Annotated in this window: 17 protein-coding genes; 10 read left to right on the top strand and 7 right to left on the bottom strand. The window is 69.7% G+C overall.

The features are described from left to right. Nucleotides 1-19 precede the first annotated feature (19 nt). From KK087_RS02505 to KK087_RS02495, 3 genes are all read left to right on the top strand, one after another. Nucleotides 20-1,471, top strand: a complete 1,452-nt coding sequence (locus KK087_RS02505) for a tyrosine-protein kinase domain-containing protein (RefSeq protein WP_214564098.1) — start codon at nt 20-22, stop codon at nt 1,469-1,471. Continuing rightward, on the top strand, nt 1,468-1,902 hold the full coding sequence (locus KK087_RS02500; RefSeq protein ID WP_214545109.1) for a DUF3060 domain-containing protein: 435 nt from the start codon (nt 1,468-1,470) through the stop codon (nt 1,900-1,902). Before KK087_RS02505 ends, KK087_RS02500 begins: the two co-directional genes overlap by 4 nt. Nucleotides 1,903-1,985: 83 nt before the next feature. After that, complete coding sequence (locus KK087_RS02495; RefSeq protein ID WP_214564097.1) at nt 1,986-2,513, top strand: LbetaH domain-containing protein; 528 nt, start codon at nt 1,986-1,988, stop codon at nt 2,511-2,513. 14 nt (nt 2,514-2,527) lie between these two features. Here KK087_RS02495 and KK087_RS02490 read toward each other — a convergent pair whose 3' ends face one another. Further along, entirely contained in the window at nt 2,528-3,067 is a 540-nt protein-coding gene (locus KK087_RS02490; RefSeq protein ID WP_214564096.1) for an acyltransferase, read from the bottom strand. Between the two features lie 57 nt (nt 3,068-3,124). On the opposite strand from KK087_RS02490, the gene KK087_RS02485 reads away from it, so the two are divergent. Genes KK087_RS02485 through KK087_RS17760 form a run of 7 tightly spaced genes read left to right on the top strand, consistent with a single transcriptional unit; the run spans nt 3,125 to nt 9,859 of the window. Next, a complete protein-coding gene (locus tag KK087_RS02485; RefSeq protein WP_214564095.1) occupies nt 3,125-4,231 on the top strand; it encodes a glycosyltransferase in 1,107 nt (368 codons plus the stop codon). Then, a complete protein-coding gene (locus KK087_RS02480) occupies nt 4,228-4,683 on the top strand; it encodes a glycosyltransferase family protein (protein ID WP_214529968.1) in 456 nt (151 codons plus the stop codon). Before KK087_RS02485 ends, KK087_RS02480 begins: the two co-directional genes overlap by 4 nt. Continuing rightward, a complete protein-coding gene (locus tag KK087_RS02475) occupies nt 4,680-5,204 on the top strand; it encodes a glycosyltransferase (protein ID WP_214564094.1) in 525 nt (174 codons plus the stop codon). The genes KK087_RS02480 and KK087_RS02475 overlap by 4 nt, the downstream gene beginning before the upstream one ends. After that, nucleotides 5,201-6,079, top strand: coding sequence for a hypothetical protein (locus KK087_RS02470; RefSeq protein ID WP_214564093.1), 879 nt, complete (start codon nt 5,201-5,203; stop codon nt 6,077-6,079). The genes KK087_RS02475 and KK087_RS02470 overlap by 4 nt, the downstream gene beginning before the upstream one ends. Then, complete coding sequence (locus KK087_RS02465) at nt 6,076-7,386, top strand: lipopolysaccharide biosynthesis protein (protein WP_214564092.1); 1,311 nt, start codon at nt 6,076-6,078, stop codon at nt 7,384-7,386. The genes KK087_RS02470 and KK087_RS02465 overlap by 4 nt, the downstream gene beginning before the upstream one ends. 2 nt (nt 7,387-7,388) lie before the next feature. Then, entirely contained in the window at nt 7,389-8,687 is a 1,299-nt protein-coding gene (locus KK087_RS02460) for an O-antigen ligase family protein (RefSeq protein WP_214564091.1), read from the top strand. After that, nucleotides 8,669-9,859 (top strand): ankyrin repeat domain-containing protein, encoded by a 1,191-nt coding sequence (locus KK087_RS17760; RefSeq protein ID WP_214545102.1) that lies wholly within the window; start codon nt 8,669-8,671, stop codon nt 9,857-9,859. The genes KK087_RS02460 and KK087_RS17760 overlap by 19 nt, the downstream gene beginning before the upstream one ends. Before the next feature lie 126 nt (nt 9,860-9,985). Here the strand turns inward: KK087_RS17760 and KK087_RS02450 are convergent, their stop codons facing one another. From KK087_RS02450 to KK087_RS02425, 6 genes are read right to left on the bottom strand one after another with little or no spacing between them, the layout of a single operon-like run. Continuing rightward, entirely contained in the window at nt 9,986-11,182 is a 1,197-nt protein-coding gene (locus KK087_RS02450; RefSeq protein ID WP_439647684.1) for a glycoside hydrolase family 1 protein, read from the bottom strand. A gap of 56 nt (nt 11,183-11,238) precedes the next feature. After that, on the bottom strand, nt 11,239-12,111 hold the full coding sequence (locus KK087_RS02445; protein ID WP_214564090.1) for an alpha/beta fold hydrolase: 873 nt from the start codon (nt 12,109-12,111) through the stop codon (nt 11,239-11,241). Then, entirely contained in the window at nt 12,108-13,904 is a 1,797-nt protein-coding gene (locus tag KK087_RS02440; RefSeq protein ID WP_214564089.1) for an ABC transporter ATP-binding protein, read from the bottom strand. The genes KK087_RS02445 and KK087_RS02440 overlap by 4 nt, the downstream gene beginning before the upstream one ends. After that, complete coding sequence (locus KK087_RS02435; RefSeq protein ID WP_214564088.1) at nt 13,901-14,848, bottom strand: ABC transporter permease; 948 nt, start codon at nt 14,846-14,848, stop codon at nt 13,901-13,903. The genes KK087_RS02440 and KK087_RS02435 overlap by 4 nt, the downstream gene beginning before the upstream one ends. Continuing rightward, nucleotides 14,845-15,825 carry an ABC transporter permease gene (locus KK087_RS02430; protein WP_209132966.1) on the bottom strand — a complete coding sequence of 327 codons (981 nt, stop codon included), beginning with the start codon at nt 15,823-15,825 and terminating at the stop codon, nt 14,845-14,847. Before KK087_RS02430 ends, KK087_RS02435 begins: the two co-directional genes overlap by 4 nt. After that, nucleotides 15,822-17,564 (bottom strand): ABC transporter substrate-binding protein, encoded by a 1,743-nt coding sequence (locus tag KK087_RS02425; protein WP_250900755.1) that lies wholly within the window; start codon nt 17,562-17,564, stop codon nt 15,822-15,824. Before KK087_RS02425 ends, KK087_RS02430 begins: the two co-directional genes overlap by 4 nt. Between the last annotated feature and the right edge of the window lie 112 nt (nt 17,565-17,676).

Raw genomic sequence — 17,676 nt, 5'->3', positions numbered from 1 at the left:
CATCAACCCGAACTGGAGCATGATGACGCTCGCCGACTTCCTCCGCATCATCCGCCGCTCGCTGGTCGTGCTCCTCGTGGCGACCGTCGTCGGGGGCGGCGTCGGCGCGCTCATCGCCGTCGTCAGCAGCCCCCAGTACCGCTCGACCGGTCAGGTCTTCGTGTCGGTGCAGCCCGGCGCCCCGGACGTGACCGACCTGGCGCAGGGCAACAACGCGGCACAGCAGAAGGTCAACTCCTACGTGCAGGTCGTCCGGAGCGCGAGCGTGCTGCAACCCGTGATCGACGAGCTCCGGTTGGACACCACGGTGACCGAGCTCGCGCAACACGTGACGTCCACCGCCACGGTCGACAGTGTGCTTCTGGACATCTCGGTGACCGAGGACGACCCGAAGGAAGCAGCCCGTGTCGCCGCGGCCGTCATCTCCAGCTTCACGCACGTGGTCACCGAGAACCTCGAGAAGCCGACCGACGGTGGCGCCTCACTCGTCCGGATCGAGACCGTGCAGCCGCCGCTCGTCCCCGGAGAACCGAGCTCACCAGACCTCGTGAAGTACGTCGCACTGGGGCTCGCGTTCGGACTCGCACTCGGCGTGGGTGGAGCGCTCGTCCGACAGACACTCGACTCCAAGGTGCGGACACAAGAGGACGTCGTCCGTGTCACCTCGGTGCCGGTCCTCGGGGCGATCGGGTTCGACGCCGCAGCGACGACGAACCCGCTCGTGGTCCACTCCGATCCGCGGAATCCCCGAGCGGAGTCCTTCCGCTCCCTGCGCACGAACATCCAGTTCGTGGAGACCGATGCGCAGCGTCGGAGCTTCACCATCACCTCGGCCGTCCCGTCAGAGGGCAAGTCGACCACCGCCGCGAACCTCGCGATCACCATGGCGGAGAGCGGTTCTCGCGTCGTCCTGGTGGACGCCGACCTCCGGCGTCCTCGCATCGCCGAGCTCATGGGCATCGAGGGGGCAGTCGGGCTCTCCGACCTCCTCATCGGCAGGACCGAGCTCGAAGACGTGACGATCCCGTGGGGACGCGGCAGCCTCTCCGTCCTGCCGGCGGGCCAGATCCCGCCCAACCCGAGCGAGCTCCTCGGGAGCAACGCGATGCTCGCCCTGATCGACCAACTGACCACCGAGTTCGACTTCGTCATCTTCGACGCACCGCCACTGCTGCCGGTCACTGACGCGGCCGTCCTCAGTCGCCTCACCGGCGGCGCCGTCGTCATCTCCTCCGTCCGCCGCGTCACGCAGAAGCAGCTCGCCTCGGCACTCGATGCCCTCCGGAGCATCGGCAGCAAGACGCTGGGGGTCGTCATGACGATGGTCCCCACCAAGGACCGCGGCGCCTACGACACCTACTACGCAGCTGAGAACGCAGCTCTCAGCACCCCCAGCGCCCCCAAGCCGGGTCGGCGAACCCGCGAGCTGCCCACCGACCGTCCCACCTCTGACAGAAAGAGAACCCCATGAAGCGCAAGACCATCGTCACCGTCGCACTCGGCGCCGCCCTGGCTGCCGCACTCACCGGCTGCAGCGGCGGTGCGAACCCGGACAAGACCTCCTCTCCGACCCCCTCCCCGACGAAGACGAGCGCCGCCAACGAGACCGTCTACAACGAGTGCATCGACGGTCTCGCGACGATCGACGCTTCCGATGCCACGGCTGAGAAGCCGCTCTCCGTGGGCGACTGCACGCATGTCTCCGTGCTGGGCGCCGCCAAGGACGGGTCGACGATCACGCTCGGCGCCGTCGACGACCTCCTCGTCGAAGCGAGCGGTGCCACGATCGACGTCAAGAGCGCGAAGAGCATCACGGTGCCCGGGTCCGACAACACCGTGGAGTACTCCGGTGAGGCCGCGGTTCAGGACCTCGGCCAGCACAACTCGATCGCTGCACACTGACGACACGCGGCACTGATCGGGGCAGGACGCCTGCTCCCGATCAGTGCCGTTGCACGTGACCTGGACGTCCGGACGGAGGCACCATGAGCTACATCGAGTCACTGCGTACCCTGCAATACGAGATCAAGGAGGACCGAGCGGCGAACGTCGGCCGCTCGGCCCGCACGATGCTCTGGCTGTTCCGTGTCGCACGGGCAACGCAGGCACTGCCCGCGGCACCACGCCTCCTGGCGGCTCCGCTCCGCATCACCTACCGGGTGGTGTCGACGACGGTGCTCGGCGCCGAGATCCCGCTCGGTGCACAGGTCGGCCCCGGGCTGGCCCTGCCGCACTGCCGTGGACTCGTGGTCCACGAGGCAGCAGCAATCGGTCCGGAGAGCACCCTCCGGCACAACGTCACGATCGGCGTTCGTCGATCAGGTGAGTCGACTCCCGGGGTACCCCGGCTCGGCCCGCGTGTCGACGTCGGCGCTGGCGCGCAGATCCTCGGCGACATCGAGATCGGCGCTGGAGCCCGGATCGGGGCCGGCGCGATCGTGTTGTGCGACGTCCCCGAGGGCGGCGTCGCCGTCGGCAACCCCGCTCGGGTCATCACCCAGACCCGGCCGTAGTCGGCGACGGGTCGTCACCCCAGGGGCTGATGGCCCTCGGCGATGGACGCGATCCGTTCCGCAGCGGTCCGACCGCGCTTGTCGTCCTCGGCCGGCCAGGTGGCGATCTTCGCCATGAGATCGCTGGTCCGCCCGATCACCTTCGCGGGCACACCGCCGACGATCGAGCCATCCGGCACCGACCTGGTGACGACCGCCCCGGCAGCGACCACGGAGTCCGAGCCGATCCGGACCCCGGGCATGAGCGTGGCCCGGGCCCCGATGAAGCACCGGTCCCCCACGCTCACCGGCGCGTACCGGTACCGACGACCGCGCTCGTCCCGGTACAACCAGCCGGTGCCGTCATGGGTGACGAAGAGCACGTCGACGGAGATCGTCGTGTCGTTGCCGATGGACACCATCGAGTACTCCGAGGCGACGCGGCACGAGTAGATGCGGCATCCGCTCCCGACCTCGACGCCCAGTCGGCGGGCGGCCACATCGCCGCCTGCGACACGCGACACGACTGCGAACACCCAGGGTCGCGGGATGCGGAGCGGGACTCGATTGCGCATGGCGTTCCTCTCATGTAGCGTTTACATATCAGATACTAGTTTATCCCGAAGGACCCCGTGGCCTCCTACATCTTCGTCCAGCCGCATCTCCGCTTCGGTGGTGCAGAACGCCAGACGGTCATCGTCGCCAACCGACTCGCGATGAACGGCCACCGGGTCGCCGTGGTCCTCCACTCCGGCGGAGGCGGCCTCGTCACGCTGCTGCGCGCGGACGTCTCCGTCCACGTCCTCGGGATCGAGAGCCATGCGGCAACCGTCGACGTCGCACGACGACTGCACGCGGTGCTCCGATCGCTGCCCCGATCGCTCGTCGTCGTGAAGCTCTGGTCGTCGATCCTCGCGTGCGCCATGATCGACCGGCGCCGATCCGTCGCCCACCACGTCTTCAACTACTGCGAAGACCTCGACCCGACCGACCACGCCGAGTACATCCGCTTCGGTCGACTCAAGCAACACCTGATCGGATCGGTCTTCCGAGCTCGACAGGCCCTCTCCGCCAACACGCACACGGTCGCCGACTCCATGACCGAGGTCTACCGACTCGACCACCGACCCGCCGTCATCCCGAGCACCGTCGACCCGGTCGCGATCCGGACGGCCGCTGCAGCGAGCCCTCGCGAACGCCACGCTGCGTTCACCGTCGTCTCGGTGGGCAGCCTCATCCGACGCAAGGGACTGGACGTCACGCTCGCAGCCCTCGAAGGCCTCGGCGTCCCGGTGCGCTGGCGCGTCGTCGGCGCCGGACCGCTCGCAGAGGAACTGGCTCGGCACCACGACCCGAAGGGGCTCGTGACGGTGTCCGTCGAAGGTGCCCACGCCGAGCCGTACTCCTTCGTGGCAGCAGCCGACGTCCTCGTCCACAGCGCGCGGAGCGAGGCCTGGGGGATCGTCCTCCTCGAAGCCCTCGCGGTCGGGACCCCGGTCCTCGCGGCGGACACCATCGGCCCGTCGGAGATGCAGGCGCTGCTCGGGGTGCGGAACGACCTCCTCGAACTCTTCGAGAACGGCTCCGTGCCGGACCTGCAAGCCCGTCTGCACGCGCGACTGCACGCACCGCGGCCCCGTCTCGACGACTGCGACACCTACATCGAACCGGTGACGCTCGACCACGCCGTCGCTCTGTGGGAGCGGCGCACACACGACCTCATGGAGTCCCCAGCATGACCAACATCCTCTTCGTCTGCAGCAGTGGTGGCCACCTCGACCAGCTGCTCGCGCTCCTCCCGGCACCGGACGGCACCGACGTCGCGATCGCGACGTTCATGAAGCCCGACGCCGTCGCCAAGGTCGCTGGTCACCGCGCGTACGGCCTGCACTGGCCGACCAACCGGAGCGTCACCGCGCTCGTCCGGAACCTCGTGATCGCCGCCCGGACGTTGCGCCAGGAACGTCCCGACCTGATCGTCAGCAGCGGTGCCGCCGCAGCTGTCCCCTTCTTCTGGTTGGGGAAGCTGTTCTTCCGGACGCCCACCGTCTTCATCGAGTGCGTCGACCGGATCGACAACCCCACGCTCACGGCGAAGCTGGTCCGACCAGTGACTGACCGGTTCATCGCCCAGTGGGACGACCAGCTCGCGGGGTTCCCGCGGCGCGAACGTGTGGCGGTCAGCCGATGAAGGTCCTCCTCACCGTGGGGACGCACGAGCAGCCGTTCCAGCGCCTCCTCGACGCCGCCCAGCAGACACTCCTCGTCCGGCCCGACGACGAGTGGGTCGTCCAGTACGGGGTCGGCGCGTGGAACCTCCACCTCCCGAGCATCCGTGCCGCTGCGGACTACTTCGACGCCCCGGGCATGCAGGCACACCTCGCCTGGGCCGACGTGGTCGTCAGTCAGTGCAGCCCCGGCACCGTGTTCGGCGCCCTCGCTGCGGGCGCCTGGCCCCTCGTCCTCGGACGGCAGCTCGCGTTCGACGAGCACGTCGACGACCACCAGGTCCTCTTCGCGCGGGAGCTCGACCGCGCGGGCCTCGCGCTCGACCTCCAGACCGCAGGACGACTCGCCACAGCCCTCGCCGAGGAAGACCAGCTGGACTGCGCCGACCGACAGCGACGGTGCCGCCAGGCTGCCGACCGGTCCGCCGAGAACGCCGCACGCTTCCGGACCGATGTCTGGCGTGTGCTCGGGGACGTCGCATGACGCTCGCTCCTCGGAGGTCCTTCGTCCGACGCGCAACGGTCGCCGCGTTGGTCTCCGTGGCGCAGCTCTGCCGTGCCGCGGGCTACGCCGTCCGGACGCGTCCGGTGACCGGGACCGCACCCGTCGTCGTGTCGCTCACCTCGCACGGCCGCCGACTCCGGTCGGTGTCGCTGGCCATCGAGTCCATCGTCAGCGGGAGTGCGCGACCGCAGCGCCTCGTCCTCTGGGTCGACGACCAGGCCGATCGCGAGCGTGCCCTGCGCTCCCGTCCGCTCCGCCGGCTCATCGCGCGTGGGCTCGAACTGCGGGTCGGCGAGCCGGTCGGTCCGCACGGCAAGTGGTGGCCGTACGTGCAGTCCGAGGAGCACCACACCTTCCCACTCGTCACGGCGGACGACGACATCCGCTACGGCCGTGCATGGCTGCGAGCGCTGCTGGACGCCCACACCGCCGCTCCGGACACCATCCACTGTCATCGGGCCCACCGCATCGTCCTGACAGGGGACTCGACCCTGGCGCCGTACATGACCTGGCCGCCCTGTCGGAGCACGACTCCTTCGCACGCGTCGTTCCTGACCGGCGTGTCCGGAGTCCTCTACCCGCCGTCGCTCCTCGACGCGCTGCGCGACGACGGTGACGGGTTCCGGGAGACCGCACCGCACGCCGACGACGTCTGGCTGACGGCGAGGGCGATCGCGAACGGCGTCCGCGTGGCACAGGTCGACGCCACCCCTCGGGTCTGGCAGACGATCGTCGGCGGACAGCGGTCGGCGCTCTCCCGGAGCAACGGGACGGACGGTGGCAACGACGCGCAGATCGCGGCGACGTTGACGCCCGACCTGCTGCGGGTCGTGCGCGACGAGACCACCCCGTGAGCACCCGCCGGCCGATCACGGCGAGCACGGTCATGCTCGTCGTCGGGAACGTCTTCCCGCCGGCGGCGACCTTCGTCATGGCTCCGTTCCTGGCGCATTCGCTCGGTGTCGACGGTCGAGGGGAACTCGCCGCCGTGACGGCGCCGTTCCTCCTCGCGCTGTCGATCGGCACGTTCGGCATCCCTGACGCCGTGACCCAGACGATCGCTTCCGGCCGTCGCGTGGCACGTTCCGGGTGGTGGCTCGCCTGGCTGCTGCTCGCCGTCGGCGGGATCGCTGCCCTGGCCGCGGTGACGGTCGCCGCGCCGCTCATCGTGGGGACCGACGCTGCCGATCTGACCGCCCTCGTGACCGTCGCGACGGCCGCCACCGCTCCCGCGCTCTTCGTCGCGCTCCTACGGGGCCGTGCGGCCGGTCGTCATGCGTGGGGCTTCGTGACCGCGGAACGGGTCACTGCGGCCAGCGTCAAGATCGTCGGCACCCTGGTGCTGGCCGGCTTCGACCGACTCGATCTCCCCTCCGCCGTCGCCATCATCGCGTTCTCCCCCGTCGTGGGTGGCGTCGTCTACCTGTTCATGCCGCGCGCGACTCCGCCAGCCGACGCCGCAGCGGTCGTGCACGCACGCTCGATGCTGGGCTTCTCGCTCCGCAGCTGGCTCGGCTCGGCCGCCGGTGTGTTGCTCGTCCGGCTCGACCAGCTCCTGGTGCTCCCGCTGGCGAGCGCCGAGCAGCTCGGGCTCTACGCCGTGGCGGTGAACGTGGCCGAGGTCCCCGTGATCGTCACCAACGCGATCCGAGAGGTCATGCTCTCCAACGACGCCGCTGACGCGGACGACGTGCGCGTGCCCCGAGTCGCTCGGTCCGCGGCCGTGCTCGCCGTCGCGATCGCGCTGCCCCTCGGGTGCAGTGCGCCGTTCTGGGTCCCGTTCGTGTTCGGCGAGGCGTTCGCCGCCGCAGTGCCCGTGATGGCCATCTCGATCGTCGCCGTGGTGATCGGTGTGCCCGGCTCGATCGCGGGGAGCACGCTGACCGCTCGTGGGCGTCCCGAACTCCGCAGCATGAGCATCACGATCGGGTGCGTCGCGAACGTCGTGGCCCTCGTGGTGCTCGTCCCGGTCCTGGGTGCCGTCGGTGCTGCCACGGCGGCGCTGGTCGGCAACCTGCTCTCGAGCAACGGCAGCGTGCGCTGGGCCGCTCGCCTCACCGGTGCCCGGATGCGTGACTTCTACGCCGTCCGTCCCGCCGACGCACGCCGTGTCGGTGCCCTGGCCGTCCGGCTCGTCCGACCAGTGCTGGCGAGGGGGTGACCGTGGAGCTCCTCCGTCTGGCCATCTGGGTCGTGTTCTGTCTCGTCGTCGTCGCGACCCAGCAGTCGCGGCCGGTGGTGGTCCTCTCCGCCGTCGTCGCGCTCCGCCTCCTCGTGCCGTCCACCGCCGGGGGGCTCCTCCTCGGGGACTGGGAGGGGAACGCCGCGCTCCACCCGGCGACGGTCCTGCTCGTCGTGTACTGCGTGTTCGGCCTCCGTGGTCAGTGGAACAGCGTGGTCGCCGAGGTGGCACCGCGCCGCGGTTGGTACGCCGGTCTGGTCGTGGTCGCGTTCCTGCTCGTGGTGCAGGCCGTCGTCGGGAGCGGGCCGGCGTCGCTCCTCGGGCTGACCAATGCCGTCCTGGCACCGATGCTGCTGTGCTTCGTCGCGCGCACGGGTGAGCAGGCCGTCCCAGGGACACTGCGCCGGCTGGCCGTGGTCTTCCTCGGGGTGATGCTCGTCGTCACGGCCGTGGTCGTCGTCCAGGTCGTCCTGCGATCCGACCTGCCCTGGGGGCTGTCCGGTGGGCAGGGGACCTCGGGGATCGTCCAGTTCCGCCCCCGAGGGACGCTGGACAGTCCGCTCGACCTCGGGTTCGCGGCGGCGGTCGCCATCCCGCTGACCTCGTTCATCCACCGTGCGCCGGTCCGACTGGTCGTCGCGCTGATGCTCCTGAGCACGGTCGTCCTCACGGCATCACGGGCGCCCACCGCCGTCGCGGTCGTGGCGACCGTCTGGGTCGTCGCACGCTCGACACGGTCCTTCGTCGCAGTCCTGACGATCGTCATCAGTGGTTGCGCAGCGGTGTTCGTGGTCCTGCGGACGTCGATGCTCAGCGGACTGGTCGAGCGCGTGACGGGTGACGACGGGAGCTCGTCCTCTGCACGTGGGGCGGCAGCGCAGTACGTGGTCGAGCACATCTGGGACCACACGTTCATCGGTGGCGGGTGGGGAGCCTCGTGGCAGCTGAAGGGCGAGGTCCTCCGCACGAGTCTCGAGAACTCCTTCGCGATCCTGGCCTTCGACCTCGGTCTGGTCCCGGTGGTGGTGTTCGTGCTCGTCCTGCTGCGTCCCGCGCTCGACGGATCCGCGCCGGTCGGGTCTCGTGTCGCCGTGGTGGCCGGCGTCGTCCTGGGGTTCTGCTACTCCGGGTTCGCGACGATGTCGGCCGCGTCGACCGTGCTCTGGCTCGCGCTGGCACTGTGCGGCACGGCGCTGGCCAGTCGATCGCCCGGGGCATCCCCGCCAGAGTCCGCGCCGCAACGCCCGCTAGTGTCGTCCTCGTGCGTTGGAGTCGAGTGAACTGGCCCTCCGTTGGCTATGTCTCCCTCGAGGACTTCGACGGCCAGCGCGAACACGTGACCCGGCTCCTCGAGGACGCCCCGCCCACGGTCGCCGCACTCCTGACGGTCAAGTGGACCGACTCTCGGATCGAGCGCTGGGTCGTGGAGTCCGCCGACGCCGTCATCGACCCGGACGCCGACGAGGACGACGTGACGACCCCGGTCGACCTGCCGGGGCACGGTGTGCCCGACCCGGTCGTCGTGCACGCCGACATCGTGGTCCGCAACGACGAGGTCCTCGACACCCCGAGCGGCCTGTGGCGCCGGTGGAACCACGCCAGGGTGTCGCTCCGGCTCCGGGACGCCGTCATCGACCCGCCCGGCATCGACCCCGCCGCCCTGCTCGCCGGTGACGCGCACGTCGCCAGGGGCGAACTCGAGTACCTGAACGAGCACGACGCCTGGGAACTCCGCCTGCTGATCTCCCCCGTCGGTGAGGTCGCGATCCGGTTCCGCGGCGTGCGGGTGGCGATCCGGAGCGTCGCCGAGACCGTCTACTCGGGCCTCGAGGCGCGCCCGGCACGCGGCTGGCACGGCCCGGTGCCGGACGGTTGGGTGGAGTGGGCGACCGAGGTGGTGCGTGCCGCGGCGTACGGCGACCTCGGCGGGTTGCACCTGGCCGACGACGCGAGTGACGTCGACGACGTCGACCCCCGCTGGGGCTTCGCCCCGCTGCACGCCGCCGCGTGGTTCGACCATCCCGAGATGCTCGAGGAGCTCCTGCGCCGCGGCGCGACGCTGCAGCTGGTGGACACCGAGGGGCGGACGCCGCTGACGCTGGCGATCGACCGCGACGCGCGACGAGCCGTCGACGTGCTGGTCGCCGCTGGTGCCGACCTGGAGGCGCGTGACGCCGACGGCAACCCCCCGATCATCCGCGCTGCGTGGGGTGGCCACGCCGCGATCGTGCGTGCCCTCGCCGCCGCGGGTGCGGACACCAGGGCGCGCGGGTCACGCGGTGCGACGCTGCTGATCGCCGCCGTCGACTCCGGTGACGTCGACACGGTCCGTGCTGTGCTGGCGCTCGACGTCGACCGCGACGCCGAGGACGACGAGGGCGCGACCGCCGCGGCCCGCGCCGAACTGCTCCGCGAACCGGCCGTCGCCGACCTGCTCGCGACCACGGCCTGAGCGCGGAGTGCCCCGGCCCGCGCGGCCGGACCACGGCTGGTGGCCCGGCCACGGGCCGGACGTGACGAAGCGCGGCGGACGGGAGCAGGGCCTCCCGTCCGCCGCGCGCCTGCGGGGCCGACCGTCCTAGACGGTGACCGACTCGAGGGCGTTCGCCTGTGCGATCCGCCCGTACCAGCGGGCGGAGTCCTTCGGCGTGCGCTCGAAGGTCTCGCGGTCCCACGCGACCAACCCGAAGGTCGGGCGGAAGCCGGAGGCCCACTCGTAGTTGTCGAGGAGGGACCAGTGCTGGTAGCCGAGGACCTCGATGCCGTCCTCGATGCAGCGGTGGATGCCCTCGAGCGCGCCCTGCGTGTACGCCTGCCGGCGGGAGTCGTCGGTGGTGGCGATGCCGTTCTCGGTGATCATCAGCGGGACGCCACCGGAGAGCTCCCACGCGCTGCGGAGCCCGTCGGCCGAGGCCTCGGGGTAGAACTCCCAGCCGGTGAGGGTGGTCTCGACGTCGTCTGCGACGGGCAGCGGCCCGTCCGGACCGATGAACGTGCGCGTGTAGGCCTGCACGCCGAGGAAGTCGTCGCCGGCGGCCTGCTCCAGGTACCAGTCGTCGCGCGGGTACCCGTACTCCCGGAGCATCGCGTCCGCCCCGGGCTCGCCGGACGACTTGAACGCCTGGGTCGCGATGGTCCACCCCGACTGGAGGCCCGACACCTGTGACAGGACCTCGCGCGACCGCTTGTGGCTGGCCAGCAGGGCGTCGGCGACTCCCAGGTCCGGGTTCGGCAGGCCGAAGGCCACCAGGTTGGCCGCGTCCTCGCCGCCCGCGAGCATGGCCGCGATGTTCGGTTCGTTGATCGTGCAGACGTAGCGGACGCCGTCCTGCACGACGGGGAGCGCGGCCGCGGTGTAGCGGGCGAACAGGTCGGCGGCGTCGGGTGCCCGCCAGAAACCGTCGCGTTCGAACCAGCGCGGCACGGTGAAGTGCATGAGCGTGACGATCGGCTCGATGCCGAACTCGTGGCAGGCGTCGACCATGCGGCGGTAGTGGTCGACCTCGGCACGGCTGACGAACCCGCGCTCGGGCTCGATGCGGGCCCACTCGATGCTGAACCGGTACGAGTTCAGCCCGAGCTCGGCGGCGATGCGGATGTCCTCGCGGTAGCGGTGGTAGCTGTCCGCCGCGTCGCCCGAGGGCTCGACGATGGTGGTGTCCGGCTCGTGCTCGTGCACCCACCAGTTGCTGTTGACGTTGTTGCCCTCGATCTGGTGGGCGGCGGTGGCGGCGCCCCAGAGGAAGCCGTCGGGGAACTGCAGCGTGGAGATGATGGTGCCTTTCAGTGCTTGTTCGAGTCAGTGCTGGCTCAGGTCAGTGCTGGCTCAGGTCAGTGCTGGCTCAGGAATGCGTCGAAGACGGCGACCGTCCCGAGCGGGTTCTCGACCTGGGGACCGTGGTAGCTCGCGGGGATGACGACGTACTCGGCGCCGGTCTGCTCGGCCATCGCCCGCTGCCACGGGATCGGCCAGGCGTTGTCCCACTCGCCGTGGGCGACGAGGACCGGCAGGCCGGTGGCACGGAGTTCGTCGGAGGCGTCGGTGTGGTCCTCGAGGATGTGGCCACCGGCGACGACGCTGAGCGGGCTCGTCGCGTCGAACCGGTCGCGCACCATCCGGACGTCATCGGGCAGCTCGTCGTCGGGCCGGTACGCCCAGAGCGGGTTCGTCGAGTCGAACAGCTGCCGGAGGTTCCCGCCGGTGTCGTGCAGGATCGTCAACTCGGCGACCTTGCGGTACGGCCAGCCGTGCGGGCCGGAGCAGAACTGCACGACGTCGCGGAACGCCGTCGGGTCCTGGAGCGCGGCGGCCCGGACGATCACACCGCCGAGTGAGTGCCCGATCAGGTGCACGGGGGCGCCGTCGTCGAGCAGGCGTGCGACCCGGACGACGTCGGCCGCTTCTTCGTCGAGGGAGTAGTCCCGCGGCTCCGTCGGCGCGGCCGAGTCGGCCTGACCGCGTCGGCTGATCGCGACCGCGGTCCAGCCGGCGTCGCGGAGGACGGGCAGGAAGGTCCGCCAGTCCTCCTTCGAGCCGGTGTACCCGGGGACGATCAGCACGACGCCCTTCGACACCCCCTCCGGCACGATCCGGTAGGCCGTCAGCCGACCGACCGGGACGTCGATCCCGACCACGTCGACGCCGTCCGGGGTGGGCAGGTGTCCGAACGGCGGGACCGTCGGGAAGTCGTGCAGGTTCGTCATGCGCGCAGGGTCCTCCGCGGGTTGGGAACGGCGTCGAGGAGGGCGATCGTGTACGGGTCCTGCGGGTTCTGCAGCACCTCGGCCGTGTGACCCCGCTCGACCACGGCGCCCTCGTGGAGCACCATGATGTCGTCCGTGATGAGCCGCGCACTCAGCAGGTCGTGCGTGATGTAGAGCAGGGACACGCCCCACTGCTCGCGGAGGTCTTCGAGCAGCGCGAGCACACCGGCACGCAGCGTCACGTCGAGCATCGAGACCGGTTCGTCGGCGATGATCACCTGCGGGTCGCTCGCGAGCGCCCGGGCGATCACCACACGCTGCCGCTGCCCGCCGGAGAGCTGGTGCGGGAGCTTCTGGGCGAACTGCTCCACCGGGGTGAGGCCGACGGTCTCGAGCAGCTCGAGCATGCGACGGCGGGCATCACGGCCGCGCAGACCGGTGTAGTTCGCGATCGGCCGGGACAGCGTGTACTCGACCGTGTGCAGCGGGTTGAGCGCTGAGTACGGGTCCTGGAACACCATCTGCACCTCGGAGCGCAGGTCCCGCAGGCCGCGCTTGCCGAGGCGGGCGACGTCGAGGTCGCCGAACCGGACGGTGCCGGTGGTCGGCTTCTCGACGCCGGTGAGCAGCTTCGCGATGGTCGACTTGCCCGAACCGGACTGGCCGACCAGGGCGAGCGACTGCCCTGGCTCGAGGGTGAACGACACGTCGCGCACGGCCTGCACCGGCTGCTCACCGCGGCGGGGAGCCGGGTAGGTCTTCACGATGTGGTCGACGACGATCGGGTTGCGGGCGGCACTGCGCTCGCGGGAGCCGACGGTGCTGAACGACGAGGTCGTCTCCTGCCGCTTCTCGCCGGCCTCGGCACGGAGCGAGCGGTCCGGGAAGCCCGGCAACGACACCACCTCGGCGCGGGGGTCGGCGTAGTGCGACAGCAGCATCTGCGTGTACTCGTCCTGCGGGTCACGGAGGATCTCGCGGGAGCCGCCGTCCTCGACGATGCGGCCCTCGTGCATGACGAGGACGCGCTCGGTGGCCTCGAGGACGATGCCGAGGTCGTGGCTGATCAGGATCGCCGTGAAGCCCTCGGTGCGCTGGAGGTCGATGATCGTGTCCATCACGGCGTGCTGCACGAGCACGTCGAGCGCCGTCGTCGGCTCGTCGAACACCATGAGCTGCGGCTCGAGCGAGAGCGCCAGGGCGATGGAGACGCGCTGCCGCATGCCGCCGGAGAGCTCCCCGGGGAACCGGGCGAGCATCGACGTCGGCAGCTTCACCTTCTCGATGAGCTCCTTCATCCGGGCGTCCCAGCGGTCGCGCGACACGTGGCCGTGCGCCTTGAAGACGTCGATGAAGTGGTTCCGGATGGTGCGCACCGGGTTGAGCGCGTTCATGCCGGACTGCAGCACCATGGCGAAGCCGCCCTGCCGCTGCTGGCGCAGGGCTTCGTCGTCGAGGTCGCGGATGTCCTTCCCCGCGAAGACGATGCTGCCGCCGTTCGTGCGTGCCGGCGGCTTCTGCAGCCGGGTCAGCGCGTAGCCGAGCGTCGACTTGCCCGAACCGGACTCGCCGACCAGGCCGACGAACTCGCCCTTCTTGAGCTGGAACGACACGTGGTCGACGGCCTGGACGGCGCTCTGGCCGGCCGACTCGTAGACGACCGACAGGTCGCGGACGTCGAGCAGGACGGAGGCGTCGCCCTGGACGTCACCGCTGTCGGACTGGAGGCCCGTGGCGGCGCCGGTGAGCCCCTCCAGGCCGTCTGCCGGGTGCGTTTCTGGCAAGCCGCTCATGCGCGCTTCTCCTTACGGGGCCGTGCGCCGTCGCGCAGCCGCGGGTTGGACACGGCGTCGACGCCGAAGTTGATCAGGGTGAGGCTCATCGCGAGCAGCGCGATGCAGAGGCCCGGCGCGAAGAGCAGGATCCACTGCCCGGTGAGGAGCGCGTTCGAGTTCTGCGCCCAGTACAGGATCGTGCCCCAGCTGACGATCGACGAGTCGCCGAGTCCGAGGAACTCGAGGCCCGCCTCGGCGAGGATGGCGCTGGTGGCGGCTCCGAAGAAGCTGCCGACGATGAGGCTCGTCATGTTCGGCAGGATCTCGCGGAACACGATACGGGTCGCACCCTCACCGGAGAACTGGGCGGCGGTGACGAAGTCCCGGCCGCGCAGCGACTGCGTCTGCGAGCGGAGCACGCGAGCGCCCCACGCCCAACCGGTCACGACGATGACCGCGATGATGACCGCGATGCCGCCGTTCTGCAGGTACGCGGCGATGACGATCATGAGCGGCAGGCCCGGGATGACGAGGAAGAGGTTCACGATGAACCCGATGACCTCGGCGATCCAGCCACGGACGTAGCCCCAGCTGAGGCCGATCGCGACGGCGACGAGCGTGGACAGGATGCCCGCGACCGCGCCGACCATGACCGAGATGCGGGCGCCGTAGATGATCTGGGACAGGACGTCCTCGCCGGCGGCGGTGGTGCCCATCCAGTGGTCGGGCGTTGCGTCGGCAGAGCGGGCGAAGCCGTTCTGGCTGGCGCCGTACGGAGCCAGGAGCGGGGCGAAGACCGCGACGAACACGAAGACGCCGAGGATGATGATGCCGGTCCGGGCCTTCCCGTTCGACCAGACGACGCCGAACTGGCGGGCGGCGGCGCGCCACTTGGACGGCGCCTGCTGTTCTTCGTTGGGTGCGTTCTCTTGTGTGCGCACCGACACGGTTGCGTTGGTCATCGACGCGTCCTCGGGTCCAGGACGCCGTACATGACGTCCACGATGAAGTTGGCGATGAGCACCGACACGGTGATCATCAGGAAGAGGGCCTGCATGAGCGGGTAGTCCTGCCCGATGACGGCGTTGAACAGCAGGTAGCCGATGCCCGGGTAGCCGAAGACCTGCTCGACCAGGACGGAACCGCCGACCACGCCACCGAGCGCCAGACCGAAACCGGTCAGGTTCGGCAGGATCGCGTTGCGGGCCGCGTAGCGGATGGCCACGGTGCGCCCGCGGAGGCCGTTGGCCTCGGCGAAGGTCACGTAGTCGTCACCGAGGGTGTTGATCATCGCGTTGCGCATGCCGATGATCCAGCCACCGAGGCTCGTCACCAGGATCGTGACCGCCGGCAGCACCGCGTGCTGCAGTGCGTCACCGAAGAATGCACCGTTCAGGCCCGGCGTCGTCGTGGCCGAGTAGGCGCCCGTGGTCGGGAACCAGTGCAGCACGTAGCCGAGGAAGAACAGCAGCAGCAGGGCGGTCCAGAAGTACGGGAACGTCGACATGAAGCTGCCCGACAGGGTGGGGAGGGAGTCGAGCCAGGTACCGCGCTTCCACGCTGCGGCGACACCGATCAGGGTGCCGAGCACGAAGGCCAGGATCGTGACGACGCCGACCAGGATCAGCGTGTACGGCAGGGCCTTCGACACGAGGTCGCCGACGGGCTGCGGGTAGAACGTGTAGCTCGTGCCGAAGTCGAGGGTGATGACCTGGTGCAGGTAGCTGACGTACTGGTCCCAGAGGTTGCCGGTCGGCACCCCGAGTTGGGCCTCGATGGCCTTCTTGGTGGCGTCGGTGACCGGACCGTTCTGGCCGAGCTTCGCCAGTGCGGCGTCGGACGGGCTGCCGGGCATCAGGCGCGGGAGCACGAAGTTCAGCGTGACCGCGGCCCAGAGGGTCAGGACGAAGAGGACGAGTTTCTGGAGGATGTACTTCACTTCTGGTCCTCCTGCTGCTCGTCGTCCTGCTGCTTCAGGATCGCCTGTCCGGCGGCGCTGTCACGCAGACGGAGCTTGGTGAAGATGAGCAGCGGTGCCGAGTCGTAGTTCTGCGGTGCCATGTATGGGTCCTTCGCGCTCGGCCACCCGACGAACTTGCCGGTGTTGAACAGGCCCCAGAGTCCGCCGTAGTACATGCCGATGACGGGGAGCTCGTCGTAGACGGTCTGCTGCAGCTGGTCGAGGATCTCCTGCTGCTTCGCGGTGTCCGTCGTGGCCTTGTACTCGTCGAGGAGCTTCTGGGTGTCCGCGTTCTTGTAGCGCTCGTAGTTGTTCACCGTCGACTTGCCGACGGGCTGGTAGAACTCGGTGCTGAGCAGGGAGTTGAACGCCTGGTAGACGTCACCGTTGCCCATGCCGCCCATCGCCATGTCGAACTCGCCGTTGTTGATCGACTGCTGGTAACCGGCGGGCTGTGGTGCGCTGATCGTCACCTTGACGCCGACCGCGGCGAGGTTCTTGCGGACCTCCTGCACTGCGCGCAGCCAGTCGGAGTAGCCGTTGGCTGTGGTGATCGTGATCGAGAGCTGCTTGCCGTCCTTGACGAGCTTCCCGCCCTGCTCCACGTACCCGGACTTCGCGAAGCTCGCCTTCGCGGCCTTGAGGTCCTGCGTGATCATCCCCTTGTCGGGGATGTCCGGGTTGAGGTAGCGCTCCTGGTTGGGCAGGATCAGGCCGGTCTGTGCTGCGGCCTGCAGGTTGCCCTCGGTGGCCGTCTCGGCGATGGCATCGCGGTCGAGGGCGAGGGAGATGCCCCGGCGGACGTTGACGTCGTTGAAGGGCGCCTTCGTGAGGTTCGGGATGAGGCCGGTGATGCCGCCCGGTGGGAACCAGTACTTGTTCGTCTTCGACGCGGCACCCCAGGTGCCCTCGACGTCGGAGATGAACGAGTACGCCCAGTCGTAGCCGCGGGTGACGGTGTCGAGCTGGGTGTTCGTCGCCGGCAGGATGAGGTGCTTGATGGCGATCTTGTCGGCCTGCCAGTACTTCGGGTTCTTGTCCATCGAGTACTGCTGGTCGGTGTAGTTGCCGAGGACGAACGGCCCGGTGCCGACCGGGTTCGGGTCGCGCCAGGTCGTCGGGTCCTTCACGCCGCTCCAGTGGTCCTCGCCGAGGATGTACGTCTGGCCGATGATCGTCAGGCTCGGGACGTCCTCGCTCTTGAGGTGGAAGACGACGTGGTCACCGTCCTGCTCGATGCTCTCGATGTGCTGCCAGGCGCCCTTGACGTCCATGGCGGGGAACTTCTTGAGCAGGTCGAAGGTGAAGACGACGTCCTTCGCGCTGAACGGTGAACCGTCGGACCACTCGACTCCGGAGCGGATCGTCATGTCGATCGTCTTCGCGTCGGGCTGACTCCACGCGCTGGCGAGCCAGGGGTTGCGCTTGCCGTCGAGGGGGTTCACCTCGATGAGGGGTTCGTACATCCACTTGGAGGCCGTCCGGGCGTTGGTGATGTACGGGTTGAAGTTGCGGTCGAACAGCGGGTTGCCGCGGTCCGCGTTGATGAGCATCGTGTCCTTGCCGATGGTGGGATCGGGTTCGGAGCGGACCTGGATGCTGCAGCCGGTGGCCACGAGGGCCACTGCGGCGAGGCCGGCGATGGCCGCGACGAGGCGGCCTCGGCGGCGGGGGCCTGGGTCACGCGTGCCGCGCGTGCGCTGTGGGGGAAGCGTCATTGCTCGGTCGACCTCCATGTCGATTCGGTACGTGCACAATGTATGCGCTTACATCGTGGCGTGCAAGCGCGGGCGTTGTTTCGAGGGGCGGCACGGTGGAGTGGGGGCGGCG

Origin of the sequence: Curtobacterium aurantiacum (assembly GCF_018598555.1) — a bacterium.
Taxonomy (GTDB): Bacteria; Actinomycetota; Actinomycetes; order Actinomycetales; family Microbacteriaceae; genus Curtobacterium; species Curtobacterium aurantiacum.
Note: the sequence above shows the minus strand (reverse complement) of the source record. Positions and strands in the feature narration are given on the sequence as shown.

Coding starts and splice junctions, on each gene's coding strand:
- KK087_RS02505 (WP_214564098.1), top strand. CDS start 20: ATGATGACGCTCGCCGACTTCCTCCGCATCATCCGCCGCTCGCTGGTC.
- KK087_RS02500 (WP_214545109.1), top strand. CDS start 1,468: ATGAAGCGCAAGACCATCGTCACCGTCGCACTCGGCGCCGCCCTGGCT.
- KK087_RS02495 (WP_214564097.1), top strand. CDS start 1,986: ATGAGCTACATCGAGTCACTGCGTACCCTGCAATACGAGATCAAGGAG.
- KK087_RS02490 (WP_214564096.1), bottom strand. CDS start 3,067: ATGCGCAATCGAGTCCCGCTCCGCATCCCGCGACCCTGGGTGTTCGCA.
- KK087_RS02480 (WP_214529968.1), top strand. CDS start 4,228: ATGACCAACATCCTCTTCGTCTGCAGCAGTGGTGGCCACCTCGACCAG.
- KK087_RS02475 (WP_214564094.1), top strand. CDS start 4,680: ATGAAGGTCCTCCTCACCGTGGGGACGCACGAGCAGCCGTTCCAGCGC.
- KK087_RS02470 (WP_214564093.1), top strand. CDS start 5,201: ATGACGCTCGCTCCTCGGAGGTCCTTCGTCCGACGCGCAACGGTCGCC.
- KK087_RS02445 (WP_214564090.1), bottom strand. CDS start 12,111: ATGACGAACCTGCACGACTTCCCGACGGTCCCGCCGTTCGGACACCTG.
- KK087_RS02440 (WP_214564089.1), bottom strand. CDS start 13,904: ATGAGCGGCTTGCCAGAAACGCACCCGGCAGACGGCCTGGAGGGGCTC.
- KK087_RS02435 (WP_214564088.1), bottom strand. CDS start 14,848: ATGACCAACGCAACCGTGTCGGTGCGCACACAAGAGAACGCACCCAAC.
- KK087_RS02425 (WP_250900755.1), bottom strand. CDS start 17,564: ATGACGCTTCCCCCACAGCGCACGCGCGGCACGCGTGACCCAGGCCCC.